Annotated in this window: 12 protein-coding genes and 2 tRNA genes; 8 read left to right on the top strand and 6 right to left on the bottom strand. The window is 35.9% G+C overall.

Features of this window, described 5'->3' with window-relative positions; all coding sequences use genetic code 11:
- Nucleotides 1–46 precede the first annotated feature (46 nt).
- Nucleotides 47–280, top strand: coding sequence for a PG1828 family lipoprotein (locus tag ACP7AV_RS04505; protein ID WP_091202735.1), 234 nt, complete (start codon nt 47–49; stop codon nt 278–280).
- Nucleotides 281–439: 159 nt separating this feature from the next.
- Here the strand turns inward: ACP7AV_RS04505 and ACP7AV_RS04500 are convergent, their stop codons facing one another.
- The 4 genes from ACP7AV_RS04500 to mutS form a co-directional block, all read right to left on the bottom strand.
- Complete coding sequence (locus tag ACP7AV_RS04500) at nt 440–787, bottom strand: DUF1508 domain-containing protein (RefSeq protein ID WP_426090927.1); 348 nt, start codon at nt 785–787, stop codon at nt 440–442.
- A gap of 168 nt (nt 788–955) precedes the next feature.
- Nucleotides 956–1,041 (bottom strand) — tRNA-Leu (locus tag ACP7AV_RS04495).
- A 15-nt stretch (nt 1,042–1,056) separates the two neighbouring features.
- Nucleotides 1,057–1,129: transfer RNA gene (locus ACP7AV_RS04490), tRNA-Gly, on the bottom strand.
- A gap of 148 nt (nt 1,130–1,277) precedes the next feature.
- On the bottom strand, nt 1,278–3,914 hold the full coding sequence (mutS, locus tag ACP7AV_RS04485; RefSeq protein ID WP_426090926.1) for a DNA mismatch repair protein MutS: 2,637 nt from the start codon (nt 3,912–3,914) through the stop codon (nt 1,278–1,280).
- A gap of 160 nt (nt 3,915–4,074) precedes the next feature.
- Here mutS and ACP7AV_RS04480 point away from each other — a divergent pair, with 160 nt between their 5' ends.
- The 3 genes from ACP7AV_RS04480 (at nt 4,075) to ACP7AV_RS04470 (ending at nt 7,329) form a co-directional block, all read left to right on the top strand.
- Nucleotides 4,075–4,524, top strand: coding sequence for a DUF1573 domain-containing protein (locus tag ACP7AV_RS04480; protein WP_426063044.1), 450 nt, complete (start codon nt 4,075–4,077; stop codon nt 4,522–4,524).
- Nucleotides 4,525–4,593: 69 nt separating this feature from the next.
- Nucleotides 4,594–5,130 (top strand): RNA methyltransferase, encoded by a 537-nt coding sequence (locus ACP7AV_RS04475; RefSeq protein WP_426090925.1) that lies wholly within the window; start codon nt 4,594–4,596, stop codon nt 5,128–5,130.
- 39 nt (nt 5,131–5,169) lie between these two features.
- Nucleotides 5,170–7,329, top strand: a complete 2,160-nt coding sequence (locus ACP7AV_RS04470) for a T9SS type B sorting domain-containing protein (protein ID WP_426090924.1) — start codon at nt 5,170–5,172, stop codon at nt 7,327–7,329.
- Between the two features lie 18 nt (nt 7,330–7,347).
- On the opposite strand, the gene folK is transcribed toward ACP7AV_RS04470, so the two are convergent.
- Nucleotides 7,348–8,484 carry a 2-amino-4-hydroxy-6-hydroxymethyldihydropteridine diphosphokinase gene (gene folK, locus ACP7AV_RS04465; RefSeq protein WP_426090923.1) on the bottom strand — a complete coding sequence of 379 codons (1,137 nt, stop codon included), beginning with the start codon at nt 8,482–8,484 and terminating at the stop codon, nt 7,348–7,350.
- Between the two features lie 138 nt (nt 8,485–8,622).
- Between folK and sppA the strand changes: the two genes are divergently transcribed.
- A complete protein-coding gene (gene sppA, locus ACP7AV_RS04460) occupies nt 8,623–10,383 on the top strand; it encodes a signal peptide peptidase SppA (protein WP_426090922.1) in 1,761 nt (586 codons plus the stop codon).
- Nucleotides 10,384–10,577: 194 nt separating this feature from the next.
- Nucleotides 10,578–13,193 carry an AsmA-like C-terminal region-containing protein gene (locus tag ACP7AV_RS04455; RefSeq protein ID WP_426090921.1) on the top strand — a complete coding sequence of 872 codons (2,616 nt, stop codon included), beginning with the start codon at nt 10,578–10,580 and terminating at the stop codon, nt 13,191–13,193.
- 244 nt (nt 13,194–13,437) lie between these two features.
- Here the strand turns inward: ACP7AV_RS04455 and ACP7AV_RS04450 are convergent, their stop codons facing one another.
- Nucleotides 13,438–14,232 (bottom strand): DUF2797 domain-containing protein, encoded by a 795-nt coding sequence (locus tag ACP7AV_RS04450; protein WP_426090920.1) that lies wholly within the window; start codon nt 14,230–14,232, stop codon nt 13,438–13,440.
- 95 nt (nt 14,233–14,327) lie between these two features.
- Here ACP7AV_RS04450 and ACP7AV_RS04445 point away from each other — a divergent pair, with 95 nt between their 5' ends.
- Nucleotides 14,328–15,851, top strand: a complete 1,524-nt coding sequence (locus ACP7AV_RS04445) for a GH3 auxin-responsive promoter family protein (RefSeq protein ID WP_426090919.1) — start codon at nt 14,328–14,330, stop codon at nt 15,849–15,851.
- 1,447 nt (nt 15,852–17,298) lie between these two features.
- Nucleotides 17,299–21,984, top strand: coding sequence for a LamG-like jellyroll fold domain-containing protein (locus ACP7AV_RS04440; RefSeq protein WP_426090918.1), 4,686 nt, complete (start codon nt 17,299–17,301; stop codon nt 21,982–21,984).
- The last annotated feature ends 14 nt before the right edge of the window (nt 21,985–21,998 follow it).

The raw sequence follows: 21,998 nt of genomic DNA, 5'->3' as shown, positions 1-21,998 counted from the left end.
ATATCTTTGCCACGAATTAATAATTAACCTTTTATATTAAATTAAGATGAAAAAAGTATTTTTAAGTTTAGCTGCTGTTGCTGTATTGACTGTTGTATCATGTAAAAAAGCTGACGCTCCTGCTGAGGATTCTGCAACTGCTGTTGATTCTGCTGCTATGGTAGTTGATTCTGCTGCTATGGTAGTTGATTCTGCTGCACAAGTTGTTGATTCTGCTGCTGCTGCTGCTACTGACGCTGCTGCTGTTGCAACTGATGCTGCTGCTGAAGTAAAAAAATAATTAGAACTCAAATTCTAAAAATTTTAAAGCCATCCGCTATGCGAGATGGCTTTTTTAATTTGTAAATCCTCCTCTTTCGAGAAACAGATTTTCAAAAACAAAAAGAGAGTCTCAGCAACTAACCGAGACTCTCTTTTTTTATGTCTTTATTTAAAAGATTCAATCGATAAAAACAAAATCATTAGCTGAAAAGTCTAATGTTTCGGATAGTGATCCATAGCGTACAATTTCATCAATTCCCTTTTGCAAACGCAATGAAGTAGTATATTTTCTGCTTGTTGCAAAATGATTGCCTCCTAACATCAATTTAAAGTAAAACTTCCCACTGGAAGACTTGAACTTTAAAAAGTTAGCCGATTCAATATCTGCTTTAAACCTTTCAATGTCTTCCTCACATTCAAATTTCAGTTCATAACTTAAGCTTGTAAAAACAACCTTTCCCTTTCTGGAAGTAAAAACAAACTTATATTCGTCATTATATCTTTTACTAATTACAAACGCACCCATAACTTATTTTGAAATAAATTGTAACATTAAAACTAATCACACAATAACGATTTTAACCCTGCATCAAAAAACAATACAACTTTAAGTGATTATATGAGTGTCGTAAAATTTTAAGTGGATTTATTATAAAATAAAAAAAGCTTCAAACAAAGTTTGAAGCTTTTTTAGTACTCAGAGCGGGACTTGAACCCGCACGAACATTGCTGTTCACTGGATTTTAAGTCCAGCGTGTCTACCAATTTCACCATCCGAGCAATATGAGGTGTTAGAGCGAAAAACGGGGCTCGAACCCGCGACCTCGACCTTGGCAAGGTCGCGCTCTACCAACTGAGCTATTTTCGCATTTTCAATTTTTAGAACGGACCGCGATACTTGTTCTGTATTGCGGATGCAAATCTAGGACATTTATTGAATTATACAAGCCTTTTTTACAAAAAAATCGCAGATTAAAGTTAATGTTCTGATAACCTCAACTTTAAAACAAAATAAACTATTTTCTGGTCAACATTCTTTTAATCTCATTCAATTTCATCAAAGCTTCCATAGGTGTAATGGTATTGATATCCAGATTTAAGATCCCTTCTTTGATTTCCTCCAATAAAGGATCATCAAGATTAAAGAAACTCATTTGCATTTGCTCCGCCTGTTCGCCTTTCAGGCTCGAGCCATCCTTTGCAGCTTTAATTCCGTTCAGCGCATCACTGGAATGGCTCTTTTCTAATTTTTTCAAAAGCTTTTGCGCTTTCAAAATGACGATTTGAGGCATTCCGGCCATTTTTGCCACATGTATTCCAAAACTATGGGCACTTCCTCCTTTTACCAATTTTCGAATAAAAAGCACCGTATCTTTCAATTCTTTGACAGCCACATTATAGTTCTGAATTCTTGGTAGTGATTCACTCATTTCATTCAGCTCATGATAATGCGTTGCGAATAATGTTTTGGGTTGCGAAGGATGTTCGTGTAAGAACTCTGCAATTGCCCACGCGATTGAAATTCCGTCATAGGTACTCGTTCCTCTTCCAATTTCATCCAACAGCACCAAACTTCTATCGGAAATGTTGTTTAAGATGGAGGCTGTTTCATTCATTTCAACCATAAAAGTAGATTCTCCCATCGAAATATTATCACTGGCTCCTACTCTGGTAAATATTTTATCGACAATTCCCATTCTCACACTGTCAGCAGGGACAAAACTCCCCATTTGGCACAAGAGCACAATTAATGCAGTTTGACGCAAAATAGCCGACTTTCCAGACATATTAGGCCCCGTGATCATAATCAATTGTTGCGTTTCACGATCCAAGAAAACATCATTGGCGATATAAGGCATGCCAACCGGCAATTGTTTTTCGATAACAGGATGTCTTCCGTTCTTAATTTCCAGTTCAAATGTTTCGTCTAGTTCTGGACAAACATATTTATTTTCAATAGCCAATTGGGTAAAAGAACACAAACAATCCAACTGGGCTATCAGATTGGCATTCATTTGAACGGGTTTAATATACGTCGCAATCCAATTGACTAATTGTTCGAATAACTCTACTTCTATTTTATGAATTTTCTCTTCGGCACCCAGGATTTTAGTTTCGTATTCTTTTAATTCCTCAGTAATGTAGCGTTCCGCATTGACTAAGGTTTGTTTTCGAATCCATTCAGTCGGCACTTTATCCTTGTGCATATTCCTGACTTCAATGTAATATCCAAAAACATTATTAAAGGAAATTTTCAAAGAGGATATTCCCGTTAGCTGTGATTCTCGTTTCTCAATTCCTTCCAAGAATTCCTTCCCGGAAGTAGATATCGCTCGTAAATCATCTAATTCGGCATTGATTCCCTTGGCAATCGCATTCCCTTTGGCAATAGCCACAGGCGCATCTTGATTTAAAACCGTTTTTATTTTCTCCCGAAGCAATTCGCAACTGTGCAAACTGTCTCCAATAACTTTTACTGCTTCTTGCGGACTTTCTAATGCCAAGGTTTTTATCGGAATAATAGCATCTAACGATTCTTTTAGATAAACCACTTCGCGAGGCGATACTTTTCCAGCTGCAATTTTCGAAATCAAACGTTCCAAATCTGAAATTTGCTTTATTTGATTTTGAATGTTTTTCAGAACGCTTTGGTTCTCTTTTAAATACGAAACCACTTGGTGCCGACTCTGAATTTTTTGACTGTCTTTTAACGGTAACGCGAGCCAACGTTTCAACAAACGACCACCCATTGGCGAAAGCGTTTTATCAATCACATCCAGCAGCGTAACCGCGTTTGGATTGTAACTATGATATAACTCCAGGTTGCGAATGGTAAAACGGTCCATCCAAACGTAAGCATCTTCTGCAATACGCTGAATCGCTGTGATATGTTGAACTTTATTGTGTTGTGTTTCCGACAAATAATACAAAATGGCTCCCGAGGCAATAATTCCTTCTTTCAATTCTTCGATTCCAAAGCCTTTCAACGAAATCGTCTGAAAATGCTTAGTTAAGGTTTCGAATGCGTAATCTTCTTTATAAATCCAATCCTCCAGATAAAAACTGTGATAATCGTCTCCGAAAATTTCCCGGAAATCACTCTTATTATTTTTTGGAATCAGAACTTCACTGGGATTAAAATTCTGCAACAACTTATCAATATATTCGGCGTTCCCTTGCGCCGTTAAAAATTCTCCAGTGGAAACATCCAGAAAGGAAATTCCTATAGATTTATTGGCAAAATAAATGGAAGCCAAGAAATTATTAGTTTTCGACTGCAAAACCTCATCGTTCATGGAAACCCCTGGAGTTACCAGTTCTGTAACACCACGTTTTACGATGGTTTTAGTCATTTTTGGATCTTCAAGCTGATCACAAATTGCCACACGAAGACCTGCTTTGACTAATTTGGGCAAATACGTATTCAAGGAGTGATGTGGAAAACCGGCAAGGGCAGTTTCTGTCTCAGAACCCGCTCCACGCTTGGTTAATACAATTCCTAATATTTTAGAAGCACGTACAGCATCTTCTCCAAATGTCTCATAAAAATCGCCCACACGAAACAAAAGACAAGCATCAGGATACTTCCTTTTAATCTCATTGTATTGTTTCATTAACGGTGTCTCCTTAACTATTTTATCTTTAGATGCCAATGGTTTACTGTTTGAAAAATTAAAAATATTGGGCGAATTTATCGATTTTTAAATAAATATGTTACCACTTCAAAAAATTAAACTATTTTTTTAAGAAAAAATTAAGGCGTAGATTCTAATTTTTATATACATTTGTAAATCTTTTTAAAATTAAACACACATGAAAAAAATAATTGCTCTAGCCATGCTAGTTGTTTTAGGAGTTACTACTTCTAATGCGCAGGAAACATCAAAAAAATTAAAAGCAACAAATACTAAAGCCGCCACTGCTAAAGTAAATGGTGCTGGAATGGTTTTCGTTACAGAAACTATTGACTACGGTAATGTTGCATACAACTCTGACGGTCGTCGTGAATTTGTATTTACTAACAACGGTAACAAGCCATTGATCATAACTAATGCTCAAGGTTCTTGTGGTTGTACTGTACCAACGTATCCAAAAGAGCCAATTGCTCCAGGTGCAAAAGGTGTTATTGGAGTAAAATATGACACGTCAAGAGCGGGTCAGGCATTTACAAAAACAGTTACCTTGACAACTAATGCAGTTGTACCAAGTAAAACACTTACAATAAAAGGAAATGTTTTAGCTGCTGACGCATCGAAAAGCTAAATTATAATTAAATACACAAAAAAGCTTCCATTAACTTCGGAAGCTTTTTTTTTGAATAATTTACAAAGTATGAGAAAGCTTGAAAACAGCGAACTGGAACGAAAATCCATTGAAGCTTTTAAAAAATCTGAAAAAACACCACTTATTTTGGTATTAGATGATATTAGAAGTTTACATAATATTGGCTCTGTTTTTAGAACTGCCGATGCGTTTCTAATTGAAAAAATATATTTGTGTGGAATTACAGCCACACCTCCCAACAAGGAAATTCATAAAACAGCACTTGGCGCAACAGAAACAGTGACTTGGGAACATCGGGAAAATGTTCTTGAAGTTATCGAAAAATTAAAAACGGAAGATATAATGACTCTGGCCATAGAACAAGTAGAAAGTGCCGTTTTTCTTCAAAATTTTGAAGTTGTAAAAGGAGCGAAATATGCTTTAGTTTTTGGAAACGAAGTTTATGGTGTTTCTCAGGAAGCAGTTGCATTGTGTGATGGATGTATCGAAATTCCACAATTAGGCACCAAACATTCTTTAAATATTTCCGTAAGTGCAGGAATTGTGGTTTGGGATTTATTTCAAAAAATGAATTGGCCGAAATAAAAGATTTTAAAAAAAATAGGGACCGCAATACTGTATCGTATGAGAAATAATACTTTCTTAATAATAACAATAGCTTTTTTATTATTTGCACCAATGGCTACTTATTCTGCCATTCCCTTTTGTAACTGTGATAAAAACTGCTTTATCACTCCACAAGAAATAATAAAATCATCTATTACAGCTAATGCTCCAAGAATCACCGCCACCGGCAATCAAAATTACTGTCCACAAACTGCACTAAAAATAGTGACAGACGTAAATATAACTGGTGCAAATGCCACTGACACCGGAACTGAAGAAATCTACATTCAAATTTCTTCAGGATATATTAATGGACAGGACGAACTTAGATTAAATAATCTTGCACTCCACCCCAATATTGCCTCAGAATGGGCTCCTCTTGAAGGAAAACTAAAATTATCCAATATAATTCCGGGAACTAAAGTACTATATACTGACTTTGTAAAAGCCATCAAAGATGTTGCTTTCAGTAATTCCTCGGCTACTCCATCTGGTACCAGAAACTTTTCAATCACTCTTGGACAAGCTAACTACTTACCCAGAAATGGTCATTATTATCAATATATTTCAAATCTAGGAATTAATTGGAATTCGGCAAAAGCAGCAGCTGAAACGAGTGTGTATTTTGGACTTCAAGGATATTTAGCAACAATCACCGCCGCTGATGAAGCACAATTAGCAGGAAAACAAGCTCCTGGTGCGGGATGGATTGGTGGTAGCGATACAGAAACAGAAGGTGTTTGGAAATGGGTAACGGGACCAGCAGTTGACAGAGTGACGTTTTGGAATGGAGCCATCAATGGATCAAGTCCTACTTTTTCTTTTTGGAATATTGGAGAACCAAACAATAGCAACGGTATAGAACACTATGCTCACATAACTGCACCAGGTGTTGGAACACCGGGATCTTGGAATGATTTACAATTAAATGGCGATGCAAACGGAAATTATCAACCCAAAGGATATATTGTGGAATACGGCGGTATGCCGAATGACCCAACTCTTGAAATCTCAGCGAGCACCATTATAACAATTCCTCAAATAATATCAACAACTCCTGCGTCAAGATGTAACTCAGGGATTGTTACACTTCAAGCATCTGCCTTTGGCGGAACCATAAATTGGTATGACGCGGCAAGCGGTGGGAACTTTTTATACACTGGCAACACGTACAACACCCCTTTTTTAAACACAACAAAAACCTATTATGTTGATGCCGGCTGCCCCACAAACAGAACTGCAGTTACAGCCACCATAAACAAAATTCCTACCATAACATCAACCAATGCGACAGTTTCAAGATGTGGAGCAGGAGCTGTAACACTTCAAGCAACCACTGATACCGGAAATATAAACTGGTATTCAAGTTTAACCGGCGGTGCAATTCTAGGAACTGGAACAAGTTTAGATGTTCCAAATAGTACTCAAAACACAACCTATTACGCAGAAGCCGTAAATGACGGATGTACTAATGGGAATCGAGTTGCTGTTGACATTATAATTTACGATTCTCCGGTAGTTACTGACCAAGAATTAATACTTTGTAAATCTGGCAGCTTAACTCTTGATGCAGTAATCCCTAACATGACTTATTCATGGTCCACCGGTGAAACCACAAAGACAATTCAGGTTACAACTCCCAATACTTATAATGTAAAAATAACAAATAGTGCCAACTGTAGCAGTACCAAAAAAATCACTGTAGTTGAACATGATACTCCGGAGATCGACAGAATCGACGTCAACGAAACTACGGTTGTAATTTATTTAAAAAATACAAAAGACTATTTTGAATTTTCTGTTGACGGAATCAATTATCAAAGTTCGAATGTGTTTTTTAATGTAACGAGCGGTTTGCAAACCGCGTTTGCAAAAGAAATAAATTTATGCGGAATTGATAGTGCAGCATTTACTATACTGATAGCTCCAAAGTTTTTTACGCCAAATAACGATTCATACAATGATGTGTGGGAAATAAAAGGGTTGATAAATTATCCTGAGGCAGAAGTAACCATTTTTAATCGGTATGGTAAATTAATTACGAAATTAAACGCAGCTAAACCCTCTTGGGACGGAACTTTTAATAAGAAACTGTTACCCGCTTCGGATTATTGGTATGTATTAAAAATTGATGCGGGAAGTCCTGAAAAAAGGGGCCATTTTTCCCTCAAAAGATAATTTATAAAACTTCAAATTCTAAAACTTAATCTTCTTTTGAATTTCATCTAAAATATAAAGATAATCTTCTTGATTTTTTACAAAATCCCTATCAGAAACATCAATAATCAGAACATTCAAATCATTTTGTGATTTAATATAATCCAAATAACCGCTATTGATTTTGTCCAAATATTCGGCTGGAATTTTTTGTTCGTAGCTTCTGCCGCGTTTCTTAATATTTTGTAGCAACCTTTCTGAATTTTGATACAAATAAATATACAAATCCGGTTTTGGCATTTCTCTGTAGATAATATCAAACAGGTTGCGGTACAAACGATATTCGTCTTCGGCCAAAGTTATTTTGGCAAAAATCAACGACTTAAAAATATGGTAATCGGCAACCAGAAAGTCTTTGAACAAATCAAATTGCGCCAAATCATCTGATAATTGCTGGTATCGGTCAGCCAAAAATGACATTTCAAGTGGAAACGCATATCGATTTTGATCTTTGTAAAATTTGGGTAAAAATGGATTGTCGGCAAAACGTTCCAATACTGTTTTCGCATTAAAATCCTCGGAAATTTTTGTAGCCAACGTTGTTTTTCCCGCACCAATATTCCCTTCAAAAGCAACATAATTAAATTGCTCCAACGGAATACTCTGCAATGGATTTTCCAAATTCTGAACAATTGTACAAATACTTTCATCCGGCGACAACACCAATAATTCCGAAATATTTTTTTGAAGAATGGGATGTTTCCAATCTAAATTTAAATCCTGAATTGGTAGCAAAACAAAATTCCTATTTTGCATTAGAGGATGCGGAATTTGGAGTTTTTCGGTAGCAATAATTTCTGAATCGAAAGCAATTAAATCAATGTCAATCGTACGCGATTGGTATTCTTGAGTTTTATTTCGCAAGCGACCCAAACGCTTTTCGATTTTTAAAACTTGAGCCAGAATTTTATGTGCTGACGTAAATGTGTGTAAAACCAGCGCACAATTATAAAAAGCATCACTTTCAAAACCCCAAGCCGGAGACTCATATAATCTGGAAACTTTGATTACAGTGCCAATTTCTTGATGTATCAATTTTAAACAACGCTCGATGTTTTCCAAACGATTGCCTTGATTGCTTCCTATCGATAAAATGACCTGATGTTGTGATTTCATAATTGAGTGCAAATTAACTAAAAGAATTTTAGAATTAGCAATATATTTGCATCCTGTGTTGATAATTAAACTTGGAAATTCTAACTAATTGTTTGTAACATTTCTACGTTTTTTGCGACCTATTAAAAAAATATAATTATGAAATTTTTAGGGAATGTATTAGCGACACTTGTAGGTATTTTTGTTTTTTTTATGTTATTCTTTTTTGGAGTCATCCTAATAGGAGCTATATTTGAAGGTGAATCTGAAGGTGTAACGGTAAAAAGCAATTCGGTTATCGAATTGGATTTGGAAGACATAAGAAATGATTACGCCGGAAAATATAAAGATCCGTGGATGACTATCTTTTCAGAAAACAAAAAAGTAGGTCTGTCAGACATTATTAATGCCATTGAAGAAGCCAAAACGGACAATGACATAAGAGGTATTTCTATATTAAACAATGCTTCGTCATTAGGAATGGCGCAAAGCAAAGCTTTAAGAGATGCGTTGGAGAGCTTTAAAAAATCTGGGAAATTCGTTATGGCTTATGCCAATTCGTATTCTCAGAAAGAATATTACCTAAATTCCGTTGCCAATCCAATATATATAAATCCCGTTGGAGAAATGGATTTCAAGGGATTGTCCTCTGAAATTATGTTTTTTAAAGACTTTCAGGAAAAATCAGGATTGAAAATAGAAGTAATACGTCATGGAAAATACAAAAGTGCCGTTGAGCCATTTTTAGAAAATAAAATGAGCGATGCCAACAGAGAACAAACTACCGCCTTGTTAAATTCAGTTTGGAGTTCCATCACCGCTGACATTTCCAAAAGCAGAAATATATCTGTGGCCAAATTGAATCAAATTGCAAATGGACTTCTTGCCCGAACTCCAGAAATGGCAAAATCCCAAAAATTAGTTGACATCATTGCTTATGAAGACGTGTATCATAAAGCGATAAAAAAAGCGCTTAAAGTAGGCAATGACGAAGATTACAATAAAGTAGCTATTGTAGATTATGCTCAAAAAGTAGCTACTACATCGCAAAATTTCGACAGTAAAGACGAAATTGCCATTATTTATGCCCAGGGAGAAATTCTGGGAGGCGAAGGTGATGTAAACATTATTGGAGAAGGTTCTATGCGACGCTCGTTGCAAGAAGCCAGAAAAAACAAAGATGTAAAAGCGATTGTACTTCGCATTGACAGTCCGGGTGGAAGCGCTTTGACCTCAGATTTGATTTGGAGAGAAATTGAACTGACTAAAAAAGTAAAACCCGTAGTAGTTTCTATGGGGAATTATGCGGCTTCGGGCGGATACTACATCGCTTGTAATGCCAACACTATTTTTGCCGAAGAAAATACAATAACAGGTTCTATTGGTGTTTTTGGAATATTACCAAACTTTACACCATTGGCTACTAAAATAGGAATTTACACGGAACAAGTTAAAACACATGAAAATTCCGCTAATTACAGTCCATTTGTGCCAATCGATGAGAAATTTAAAGCCGTTACATTAGAAGGTGTGGAGCACATTTACAAAACTTTTGTGACACATGTAGCTCAAGGTCGAAAAATGACATTTGCTCAAGTTGATGCTATTGCTCAAGGCAGAGTTTGGACTGGTGCAGAAGCATTAAAAATTGGACTTGTAGATAAAATTGGAGGTTTAGATGATGCGATTGCAAAAGCAGCTTCTTTGGCAAAAGTAAAAAGCTACAGCACCCAAAATTATCCAGAATATGAGAAGAATTTTGATGATCTTTTAGCTAATCTTCCTTTTGCAAAATCGAAAGCTGATTTCATAAAAGAAGAAATAGGGGAAGAAAATTATCGTATTATGCAGGAAATAAAAAAACTGCAAGCACGAAAAGGAATCCAAGCCATCATGCCGTTTGAAATTAATATCAATTAATTTTTAAAAATACCTGATGAAAATCCGTTTAAATGATCATTTGAACGGATTTTTTTTTAATTCAAGAATACACATTAAAAGCAGACATACCGCTACTAATGCAATGAATACTTTTTTCTTAATCATAAACCACTATTTTTATCGAGAGCGGGCATTATTTTTGCTGAATTTATAAATCTAAAGAGAATCAAATTATGCTAAAAACAATTTTAAAAATTATTGTAGTCCTGATTATCCTATTCTTTATAGCATTATTTGCTATTCCTTACTTTTTTGAAGATCAGATAAAAGCTAAAATTGCCGAAGCTATCAATGAAAAAGTGGATGCAAAAGTTACTTTTTCGGATGTGGATTTAAGTTTAATTAAAAGTTTTCCCAGTGCGAATGTTTCGCTGGATCAATTAGTAATTATAAACAAAGCACCTTTTGAAGGAGATACTTTAGTTTCATTAGGCGAAGTGGATCTAAAAATGTCCATCAAAGAATTATTTAAAGGCAAAGAGGAAGCCATCAATATTGATGGAATTACTTCAAAAAATGGATTAATCAATATCATTTTCAATAAAGATGGAATCGGAAATTACGACATCGCAAAAAAAAATAAAGAAAATGAAAAGAGCGGCAAAAACGGACCTTTATCATTGAAGATTGAGAATTACAACATTGTGAATTATAAGTTTCGCTACTTTGACGAAAAATCTAAAATCAAAATGGTTATTGACAGCATTAATCATGAAGGCATAGGAGATTTTGCAGCACAAAAACTGGATTTAGTTACCAAGTCAACTGCTAAAATTACGTTGGACATCGACAAAGTCAATTACATGAAAGATATTGCCTTGACGCTGAACGCAGTTTTAGGAATTGATTTAGAAAAAAGTAAATACACCTTCAAAGAAAACAAGGCATTAATCAATCAATTGCCGTTGGAATTTGATGGATTTATTCAAATGGTCGAGGCCGGTCAAGAATATGATTTGAAATTTAAAACTCCAACTTCTTCCTTCAAGAATTTCTTGGGAATTATCCCTGCAGCGTATGCCGCGAGTTTGCATAACGTGAAAACAACCGGAGATTTTACTGTGATGGGTTTTGCAAAAGGCTTTTACACAGATACAACGGTGCCAAAATTTAATGTTCAAATCACATCAAATAACGCTTCCTTTAAGTATCCTAACTTACCAAAAACAGTTCAAAATATAATTATTGACACTAAAATCATCAACGAAACAGGAATTCTAAATGACACGTATGTCAATTTGGATAAGCTCTCTTTCAAAATTGACCAAGATGTTTTCAATGCTAAAGCCAACATCCGCAACATAACACAAAATGCAATTGTTGATGCCACTTTAAAAGGAACTATCAATTTAGCCAGTCTTTCCAAGGCCTATCCTATAAAGTTATACAAACCATTGTCGGGGATTTTAAATGCTAATGTCACTACTAAATTTGATATGGAGTCGGTGGAAAAAAGCCAATATCAAAATATCAACAATGCAGGAACGATGAGTTTGTCTGGTTTCAACTACATGGATGAAAACGGAAAAACAATGAATATCAGCAATGCGCTGGTTCAATTTAATCCCAATCAGGTCAATTTGAAAGAGTTGAACGCAACCACAGGAAAAAGTGACATTAGTGTAACGGGAGTTTTAGAGAATTTTTACGGTTTTATATTTAGAAACCAAGAATTGAAGGGAAACTTCAACATGAATTCTAAACAATTAGCCGTTGATGATTTTATGACAACTGGTGAAACTACGAAAGTTGGGACTAAAACAGCAACTAAAAAAGCAGACGCAATGAAGATTCCTGCTTTTTTAAATTGTACGCTTACCGCAAAAGCAACTACAGTTCTATATGATAATCTGACTCTGAAAGATGTTTCGGGAAAACTCATCGTGAAAGACGAAAAAGTGACTTTAGAAAATGTAAAAACATCTATTTTTGGTGGAACAATTGGCATAAATGGTGCTGTTTCCACAAAAGGAAAAACGCCGGTATTCAATATGGATTTGAAACTAAATCAAGTTGATATTGCACAATCGTTCACCCAATTAAATATGCTGAAAAAAATTGCACCAATCGCCGGAATAATCAATGGAAAATTAAATTCAAGCATCAAATTGAATGGAAATCTTGATGCAACACAATTGACTCCAGACTTGGCAACGCTAACCGGAGATTTATTAGGGCAACTGCTTTCAACGACAGTCAATTCAAGCAATTCGACTTTGCTGAACGCTTTAGGTGCTAACTTGAAATTTATTGACGTAAGTAAAATCAATTTGAATGATTTGAAAGCGGCAATAACGTTCAAAGATGGAAAAGTAAATGTCAAACCATTTGATATCAAGTACAAAGACATCAAAGCGACTATTGGAGGTACGCATGGTTTTGACCAAAGCATGAATTACAATCTGAAATTTAATGTTCCCGCTAAATATTTGGGGTCAGAGGCGAATGCTTTGACAGCAAAATTATCGGCTGCCGATGCTGCAAAATTAGAAAGCTTTCCGATAAATGCTGTGTTAGTGGGTAATTTTACAAATCCAAAAATCACAACCGACATCAATAGCGCGGTGACTAAATTGACTACTCAATTAGTAAACCAACAAAAAGACAGACTAGTAAAACAAGGAACGTCGGCTTTGACGGATTATATTAATAAAAACAAAAAACCTGGAGATACGACAAAAACGGCCACTCCCGCAACAAAAGAAGAGGTAAAGGCCAAGGCTACAGAATTATTAAATGGATTGTTTAATAAGAAAAGAAAAGCGGCCGATACGATAAAAGTAAACTAAAGCAACTTTACAAAATATAACAAAGAGGAATTTTACGTGATAGAATTCCTCTTTTTTTTGGCCAGCTACATTATTTGTGGTTTGTGATTATATCAGCATGATGTTGTTGTGTAGCTGTACCTGCGTAAGGGATGGTAGCGGCATCCTTTTATGAAGCGCAGCGGAGTAAAAGATACAGCGGACAGCCTGACCTTTTTTTTAAAATTTTTATTTTTAAAAAAGGGTACGCCCAAAATTGTATTACTTAAACCGCAATTGTAACCCTATACCCTTCTGAACCACGGATATTAAAGACTGTTCCATCTTCAAAAAGCAAATACTGCCCTTTTATTCCGGTAAGTTTTCCTTGAAACTGAGGTGTTTTATCCAAGCTCAAACTGTTTACTTTAATTGGATACTGCATTACAGGATAATGCATCGTATATAAATCATTCTTTTGCGAATAGAAATACTCCTGAACTTCAGTCGGAATAAGATTTTTAACCTTTAATCGTTCCGCGATTAAGTCAATTTGTTCGACATTATTTGTCAGCATTTTTCTCCAATTAGTTTTATCGGCATAATGATTTTTCAGCGCAACTTCTGTAATTCCTGCTAAGTATCGATTGGGAACTTCCACAATCGAAATCGCTTGAGTTGCACCCTGATCAATCCAACGCGTTGGCATTTGTGTTGTTCTGGTCACTCCTACTTTGACTTCGCTCGACAAAGCCAGATAGACGATATGCGGTTGCAATTGTACTTTTTCTTCATAAGCCAAATCACGATCCTGAATCCCAAGATGCGCTGTGCTTAACTCTGGTTTCATAATCCAATTGCCTACCGCTGGACTGGAATAGAAGCAATCATAACAAAATCCCTGACGAAATATTTTTTTCTTCTTGCCACAATTCAAACATTGGTACCCCACAAAATTGATTTCCAGTTCTTTATTCAACAACTGATTCACATTCAAAAAACTATTGTCAAAAACCAAGTAATATTGAATTGGGTTTCCAAATTCGGTTTGCATTTTTTTAAGTACACCTTCGTAAGTCATTCTATCTAAAGTTTCAAGTTTAACACATTTAGTTAAACAAATTTTGTTATTTTTGGTAAAGTTATAATTCATAATTCATAATTCATAATTTAAAAATGCCGCTAACCATAATCAATTCGTTTGCCTCTTGGGTATTAAAACAAAGAGTTCATCAGATCGAACTCTTCCTAAAATATCCAAATGAAGTTCAGGAAGAATTGCTTATGAATTTAATTCAGTCATCCAAAAATACTGCTCTGGGCAAAGAATATGAGTATGCCTCGATACATTCCTACGCTACTTTTGCTGAAAGAATTCCTATTTCTAGTTACGAAGAATTACAGCCACTGATTGAAAGAACCCGCAAAGGAGAACAAAATGTTTTTTGGGAAACACCTATAAAATGGTTCGCCAAATCAAGCGGAACAACCAATGCCAAAAGTAAATTTATTCCGGTAAGCAATGAAGCCCTGGAAGATTGTCATTATAAAGGGAGTAAAGATTTACTGTGTTTGTATCTGAATAACAACGAAGATTCAGAACTGTTTCTTGGAAAAAGTCTGCGTCTAGGCGGAAGCTCGCAAATCTATGAAGACAACAACACGTTCTTTGGCGATTTATCAGCAATATTAATCGAAAACATGCCCATTTGGGCGGAGTTCAGTAGTACGCCAAGCAACAAGATTTCCCTAATGAGCGAATGGGAAACCAAAATTGCTGCGATAATAAACGAAACCAAAAACGAAAATGTAACCAGTTTTGCCGGAGTTCCTTCCTGGATGTTGGTTTTAATGAATAAAATGCTGGAAGAAACCGGAAAGGGAAATTTGTTTGAACTTTGGCCTAATTTAGAAGTGTACTTCCACGGCGGCGTAAATTTTGAACCGTACCGAGAGCAATACAAAAAAATACTTCCGAAAAAGGAGTTTCAATATTACGAAATATACAATGCTTCTGAAGGCTTTTTTGCCATTCAGGATCTAAATAATTCCAGTGATTTACTGTTGATGCTGGATTATGGAATTTTCTATGAATTTATTCCGATGGATACTTTTGGAACACCAAATCAAAAAGTAATTCGACTCGCAGATGTGGAACTTTTCAAAAATTATGCTTTGGTAATTACTACCAATTCAGGTTTGTGGCGTTATTTGATAGGCGATACTGTTCGGTTTACGTCATTGAATCCATATCGAATTCGGGTTACAGGAAGAACCAAGCATCACATTAATGTTTTTGGTGAAGAATTAATGGTCGAAAATACCGATCAGGCTATAGCCAACGCATGTAAAATGACCCAAACAGAAGTAGTTGATTATACGGTTGCGCCTATATTTATGGAAGGCAAAGAAAAAGGCGCCCATGAATGGATGATTGAATTTAAAGATAATCCGACTGACGTATCGCAATTCCAGAAAGCATTAGATGAATCCATACAGTCTCTAAATTCAGATTACGAAGCGAAACGCTACAACAACATGACATTAAATCCGTTGATAATCAATGTAGCACGAAAAAATTTGTTTTACGATTGGTTAAAATGCAAAGACAAATTGGGTGGGCAACACAAAATTCCGAGACTATCAAACCAAAGAGATTATCTGGAACAATTAAAAAACATGCAATTTCAAACTGTATAAAAGTTGTGATATAAAATACTTTAGGAATATTACAACAATCGTGACGTAAAGTTATTGTTCAATTTACAAAATGCATTATTGCGTTAGGTTAATTTGTAAATACCTAACAATATGACATTTATGCTTAAAAACCGGTACAGGTCTTTATAATTTATTGAATAAGTCCTAAAAAAAAAGTTAAAAATCTAAAAATATTTGTAAGTATTATATGTGTAATTGAATATGCCTTGTTCTAGAAATAACACAATTTAACGATAAGAACAACCTGCTATTAGTTAACGACCATCCCATTACTAATGGTGGGTATGTAAATATCCTTAAGAACCATAATTATCATAATACACCCATTGATTTTATTACAACTTATTCCTGCGAAGAGGCCTATTTAAAAATTACAAAAAATGTATTAATAGCAAAAAACATTGGACCTTGCTTTTTTAGATATTAGTTTACCTTCTTTCCAATCTAAAAATCTTTATACCAGCAATGATTTAGCTAAACTAATTAAAATTTATTTTTCCGCTTGCAAAATAATTCTACTCACCATGCACAAAGAACCTATAGCTATTACGCGTGCAATACAAGAAATTAATCCAAAAGGATTCATTTTAAAAAAATGATATTAACGCAAAGGGATTGATACCTGCCTACCAATCTATTATGATGGGAGCCATCCTTTACAGTGCTACAATAACCGCAATGTAAAAGGATATCTTCAAGAAAATATTGGATTTTGAAACCTTGGATCATCAAATTGTAGCGCTACTAGCTCAAAAAATAAAAAGCAACAAGCTGCCAAACCACCTTGCTCTTTCCTTAAGTGTTAAAAAGAAAAAAAAACGCATATTAAAAATGTACTCGTGAATAATAATGGCGGAGATAAAAAAATAGTCGTAGCAGTTAAAAAAAATAAGGGTATTTTAAGTTTTAATATAAAATTAATACTTTTTTAGTACAAAAACCGAAAAATATTAATCCCAAGATTTATTGATTTTGCTTTTCAACACACATATAAATAATTTAAGTTAATTTAAGACAGTTATTAAAAGCCCCGGTAAAAGCGATAAGAGGCATCTACAACAGTGGTAAGCTGATGAATCATTACGATTTTAGAAGGTAAAATGGTAAGGAGCAGTATAAATATCTAAACAAAAAAAATCTAATATACTTCACAACTTTCAATACAATAGATTTACATCTGCAAAAAAGCATTTTATTGAATTTATATAATAAAACTTACATAATAAGTCGATAATTGCATTTTATCGATGTAAAACGCTTTTAATCGAGTAAAAAATTCCTGTTAAAATAATATATGTATATTTGATAATACATAGATTACAAATTAATATTATTTTAAATCAACTGCTCCATTAACCTACAGATGACAGTTGATTTTTACCAAAGATCTAAATTAGAATATTCATCATATAATTCCCCAAATCATATGAAAAAAACTACTCTCTTTACTAGGAAGTACATTCATACTTTGTTTTTAATCCTTTCAAGTTTTAGCGGTATTTCACAAACCCAATCCAGAATATTTATAACTGCAGGTAATTTCACTTTCACAGTACCGTCGGGAGTAACTAAAGTAACTGTCCAACTTTGGGGCGGTGGTGGTGCCGGCGGTGGATGCACAAATATCAATTTTGCTACCGGAGGCGGAGGCGGAGGCGGAAATTATAATAAAATTATTGACATAAATGTTACTCCTTTGGCCGTAATTAATGTTACCGTTGGAGCCGGTGGAGCTGGGGTATCCGGTGCTAATGGAAAAGCAGGAGACAATTCATTATTTGGACCACCTTTAACACCGTTAGCAACAGCAACAGGAGGAAATGGCGGAAGTGTTAATACAGGGACTAGCCCCCTAAATGGTTCGGGAGCTGTAATAACAGCCGTGTCCCACACATTTAAAGGAGGTGCGGGAGGTACCGGAAATGCAACAACAACTGTTGTTGGAACTAGCGGCGGCGGCGGCGGCGGTGCGGGGTATAGAAGCGTTGGATTAAGTAGTTCAGGAGGCGCCGCAGGTATAGGCGGGAATTATGGAGGAGGAAATGGTGCTTCGGGAAGAAGCACAAGTGGTAATGGAAATCCGGCACTAGCCCTCAGTGGCGGTGGCGGCGGCGGTCAAAATGGTAGTTCTGGTAGTACCACTAGAACAGGTGGTGCTGGTTATAGAGGCCAGGTAATTGTAACGTGGGTCGCTGATGCATTTTTTGATAGTGACGGAGATGGTATTCGTGACAATGTTGATATCGACGATGATAATGATGGTATTTTAGACACAACAGAATGCCCTGACTTCGTAAAGTCCCGGTTATTAAATGCCGATTTTGAAGATATTAATATTTTAACTTCGGGATTAGACGGAGGTCCAACAGATAAAACAAGCAATCCTGGTACAGTGGGAATCTGGAGAGGTGATGCGAGTTTCATCCCTAATTGGAAAAGTGCCGCACCTAACAACCAAGTGGAGATATGGCATAATTCTCATGATCCTGCAGATGATATAAATGGTAAAGCTTTTTCAGGAATTCAATGGGCCGAGATAAATGCCTTAACTAATGACGGTTTTTATCAAGATATTGCAACCACACCAGGAGATATACTTCAATGGTCTTTTGCCCATCGTAAGCGAACTGGTTTTGCTGGAAGTGCTAATGAAGATATAATGCAATTATTAATAGGGAATCCAAATGCATTGCCTTTATCAAATCAAGGAGATTTTGTTTCAGCCGGAGATGCTTCCTGGACAGAATATACAGGGAGATATCTTGTTCCACTAGGTCAAACCACAACACGTTTAACTTTTACTGCTATTACATCCAATGGTGGTGCAGGCTCTGGTAATTTCGTGGACAATGTTCAATTATTTGTTGTTCCAATTTGTGGGGATACTGATGGGGATTTAATACCTAATTATTTTGATTTAGACAGTGATAATGATGGCATACCAGATGTTATTGAAGTTGGGCTTGGAAATTTAAGCAATGGAAAAGGAAAATTAGATGTGGCATCCGGTGATGGAGACGGATTACTTGACAGTGCAGCTTCTACAGCTAATCAAGCTGCATTAAACTCTGATAATGATGCATCACCTAATTATATTGATCTAGACAGCGACAATGACAGCCTTTTTGATGTGGATGAATCCGGCGCTGGTAACAGCAATGCGGCCATAAATTATGTTAATGGGGATGGAGACATAAATGGAGACGGGCGGGGAGACGGACCGGAATCAGAAAAAATTAGAAACAAGGACAATAATGGAGATGGGATTTACGAAGGTTTTGGCGACGGTATATTAGACCTTCTTGATTATGGCACCGCAGTATATGGCAATTTGGGGCAAGGTACTGCATACCCTACCTACTTAAAAGATAGTGATGGAGATGCGACTCCCGATTATTTGGATATTACATCACAACCCGGCGGCGCTTTTGACATTGCAAATAACAAATTAATATATGCTCCAAAAGTTATTGATGATGGGAATGGTAAAATACCTGGCGCAACAGACATCGACAAAGATGGCATATTGGATGCTTTTGATACTAATACTTCCTATTTTGGTTCTCCAAGAGATTTAGAACGTAAATTATTTATTGAATTCGATGGAAGAAATGATTACGGTCAGGATATGTCTGTAATTAACGGATTGCCCAATGCCACCCTGATGGCCTGGATCAACCTCAACAGTCTTTATTCTGCAGAAGGCATCATTGTTGGGCAGGATAAGTTCCAATTAAAAGTAAACAGTTCACAGATATTACAAGCAGTTGCTGGTGCCACAACAATTGCGGCGCCAATTGCGCTTACCACTATGCAGTGGATTCACGCAGCCGTGGTTTATGACAGCAGCAATAGTTTACTAAAACTGTACATAAACGGAACAATGATAAACAGCGCCGCCATATCAGGTGCCTTGCCAGCGGACATTTCGCTTTTGACAATTGGAAAAAACCCGTCAGCAAACGACAAATTCTTTAAAGGAAGCATCGATGAAATTCGTGTTTTCGACACTGCCTTAACTGATTCACAATTACAGAAAATGGTATATCAGGAAATTAAGGCTAACGGTGTACAGATTAGGGGTGAAATAATCCCAAAAGACATCACGGGACTTCCTTGGGCAAATTTGAAACGCTATTACAAAATGGACAACTTCAAGAACGATGTAATCGATAATCACACAACAGCAGCAATCGACGTGACAACCGGAGCTAAAATTTATAATGTGAAAAACCTAAAAATACAACAAGCACCAATGCCATTTATAACCCAGCAAACAGGAGATATTGCTACCGCTGTTGGTTCTACACTGGATCAAATTAGAGGTCAGGATGCAGTTGACAGTCGATTTTCCATTATCGTTGTTAAACATGATGTAAACACCACCTCCGCTCTAACTAATTTAGGAATGATTGTCAATGCCGATAAAAAGATAACAATTGGCAATGACTTCAAATTGCAAAACGACTGGTACTTGAAATTGGATGGTAAAATAGATTTACAGGGCAAATCACAATTGTTACAAACTATTGAAAGCGATCTGGAAACAACCATTACCGGATCAATTGAAAGAGACCAGCAAGGTCAGTCTAACAAATACAATTTTAACTACTGGAGTTCCCCTGTAAGTCCAATCAATGCCGCCGCCAATAATACTGACTACACCGTCAATGGTGTCATGAAAGACGGTTTTAATGTTGTACCAAGAAATATCAACTGGGTTTCCGGTTACGATGGTTCGTCCGGAAACGCAGGAACACCGGTAAGTTTAGCTAGATACTGGTTATATAAATTTGAATCTAATACTGAAGCCTATGCTAATTGGATACAAATAACAGAGACCACTCCACTCCGAGCTGGTCAAGGATACACCCTAAAAGGAAGTGGAGCGGCCTCAAACTTTACATTTGTCGGAAAACCTAACAATGGATTGGTGGAATCAAATACCATCAGCGCGGGCCAATTATTACTTGTGGGAAACCCATATCCATCCGCTATTGATGCTAAAAAATTTATAAGTGATAATATAAATTCTGTTGATCGATTACAAGATGTTGGTGTAGATGGGACTTTATATTTTTGGGAACATTCATCAGACAATAATTCACATGTTTTATCCAATTATCTAGGGGGTTTTGCCGTACTAAATTTATCAGGAGGGGTCGCAGCGGTTGCACCCAGTGGAATTAGCGGCAAAGGATTGAGTACGAAAATACCAAAATGGTATATCCCTGTTGGGCAAGGGTTCTTTGTATATGGAAAAACTGACTCAGGTTTAAATAATAAGGTTGTTTTTAATAACGGACAAAGAATATTCGCAACAGAAGATAATCCTGAAAGCAATACCCTATTTAAAATTAACCCCAATGTTAAAAACAGCAAAAAGTTAACAGAAAATGAAAGTGATCCAACAATTAATGATACTTTCAAAAGAATTCGCTTGGGATTTGATTCCAATAATAATTACCATCGACAGGTTTTATTAGCTTTCATGGATGATAAAGCCACAAGTGGAATCGATGATGGCTATGACGGCTATATCAACGATGATTTTCCAAATGACATGTATTTATTGAATGGAGAAGAACAATTGGTAATTGAAGGAGAAGGTTTTTTTGATGCAAATGCCTCCTACCCTATTGGTGTAAAAACAGATACTGTAGGAAACGTAAAGTTCATGATTGATAGTTCAGAAAACTTCGATAAGGAACAGGCTTTTTATATTTATGATGACATGACCGGTCTATACCACAATATCCGCAACGAAGCATTTGAAACAAACCTTACAAAAGGAGAAAACAAAACCCGTTTTTCATTACGATTTACAGATAAAACCTTACGTATAGCTGACAACACCATTAATAACAATGACATTACCGCCTATTTAAAAAACTCAAACACCTTGTTAATCAACAATAACATATTAGACGCAATGGTTAAAGAAGTTTCATTATTTAACACAATTGGCCAATCAATCACTAGTTGGAAGATTGAAAATCAAGAACAACACAACATTCAGCTCCCCATTAAAAAAATAAGTGCCGGTGTATACATTGCAAAAATCCAAACCACTAAAGGAAATTTTAGTAAAAAAATTATTATACATAACTAAAGAAATAAAATAAA

This window comes from Flavobacterium sp. DSR3-2 (genome assembly GCF_049896525.1).
In the GTDB taxonomy this organism is placed as follows: domain Bacteria; phylum Bacteroidota; class Bacteroidia; order Flavobacteriales; family Flavobacteriaceae; genus Flavobacterium.
This window is presented reverse-complemented; position numbering and strand designations above follow the sequence as displayed.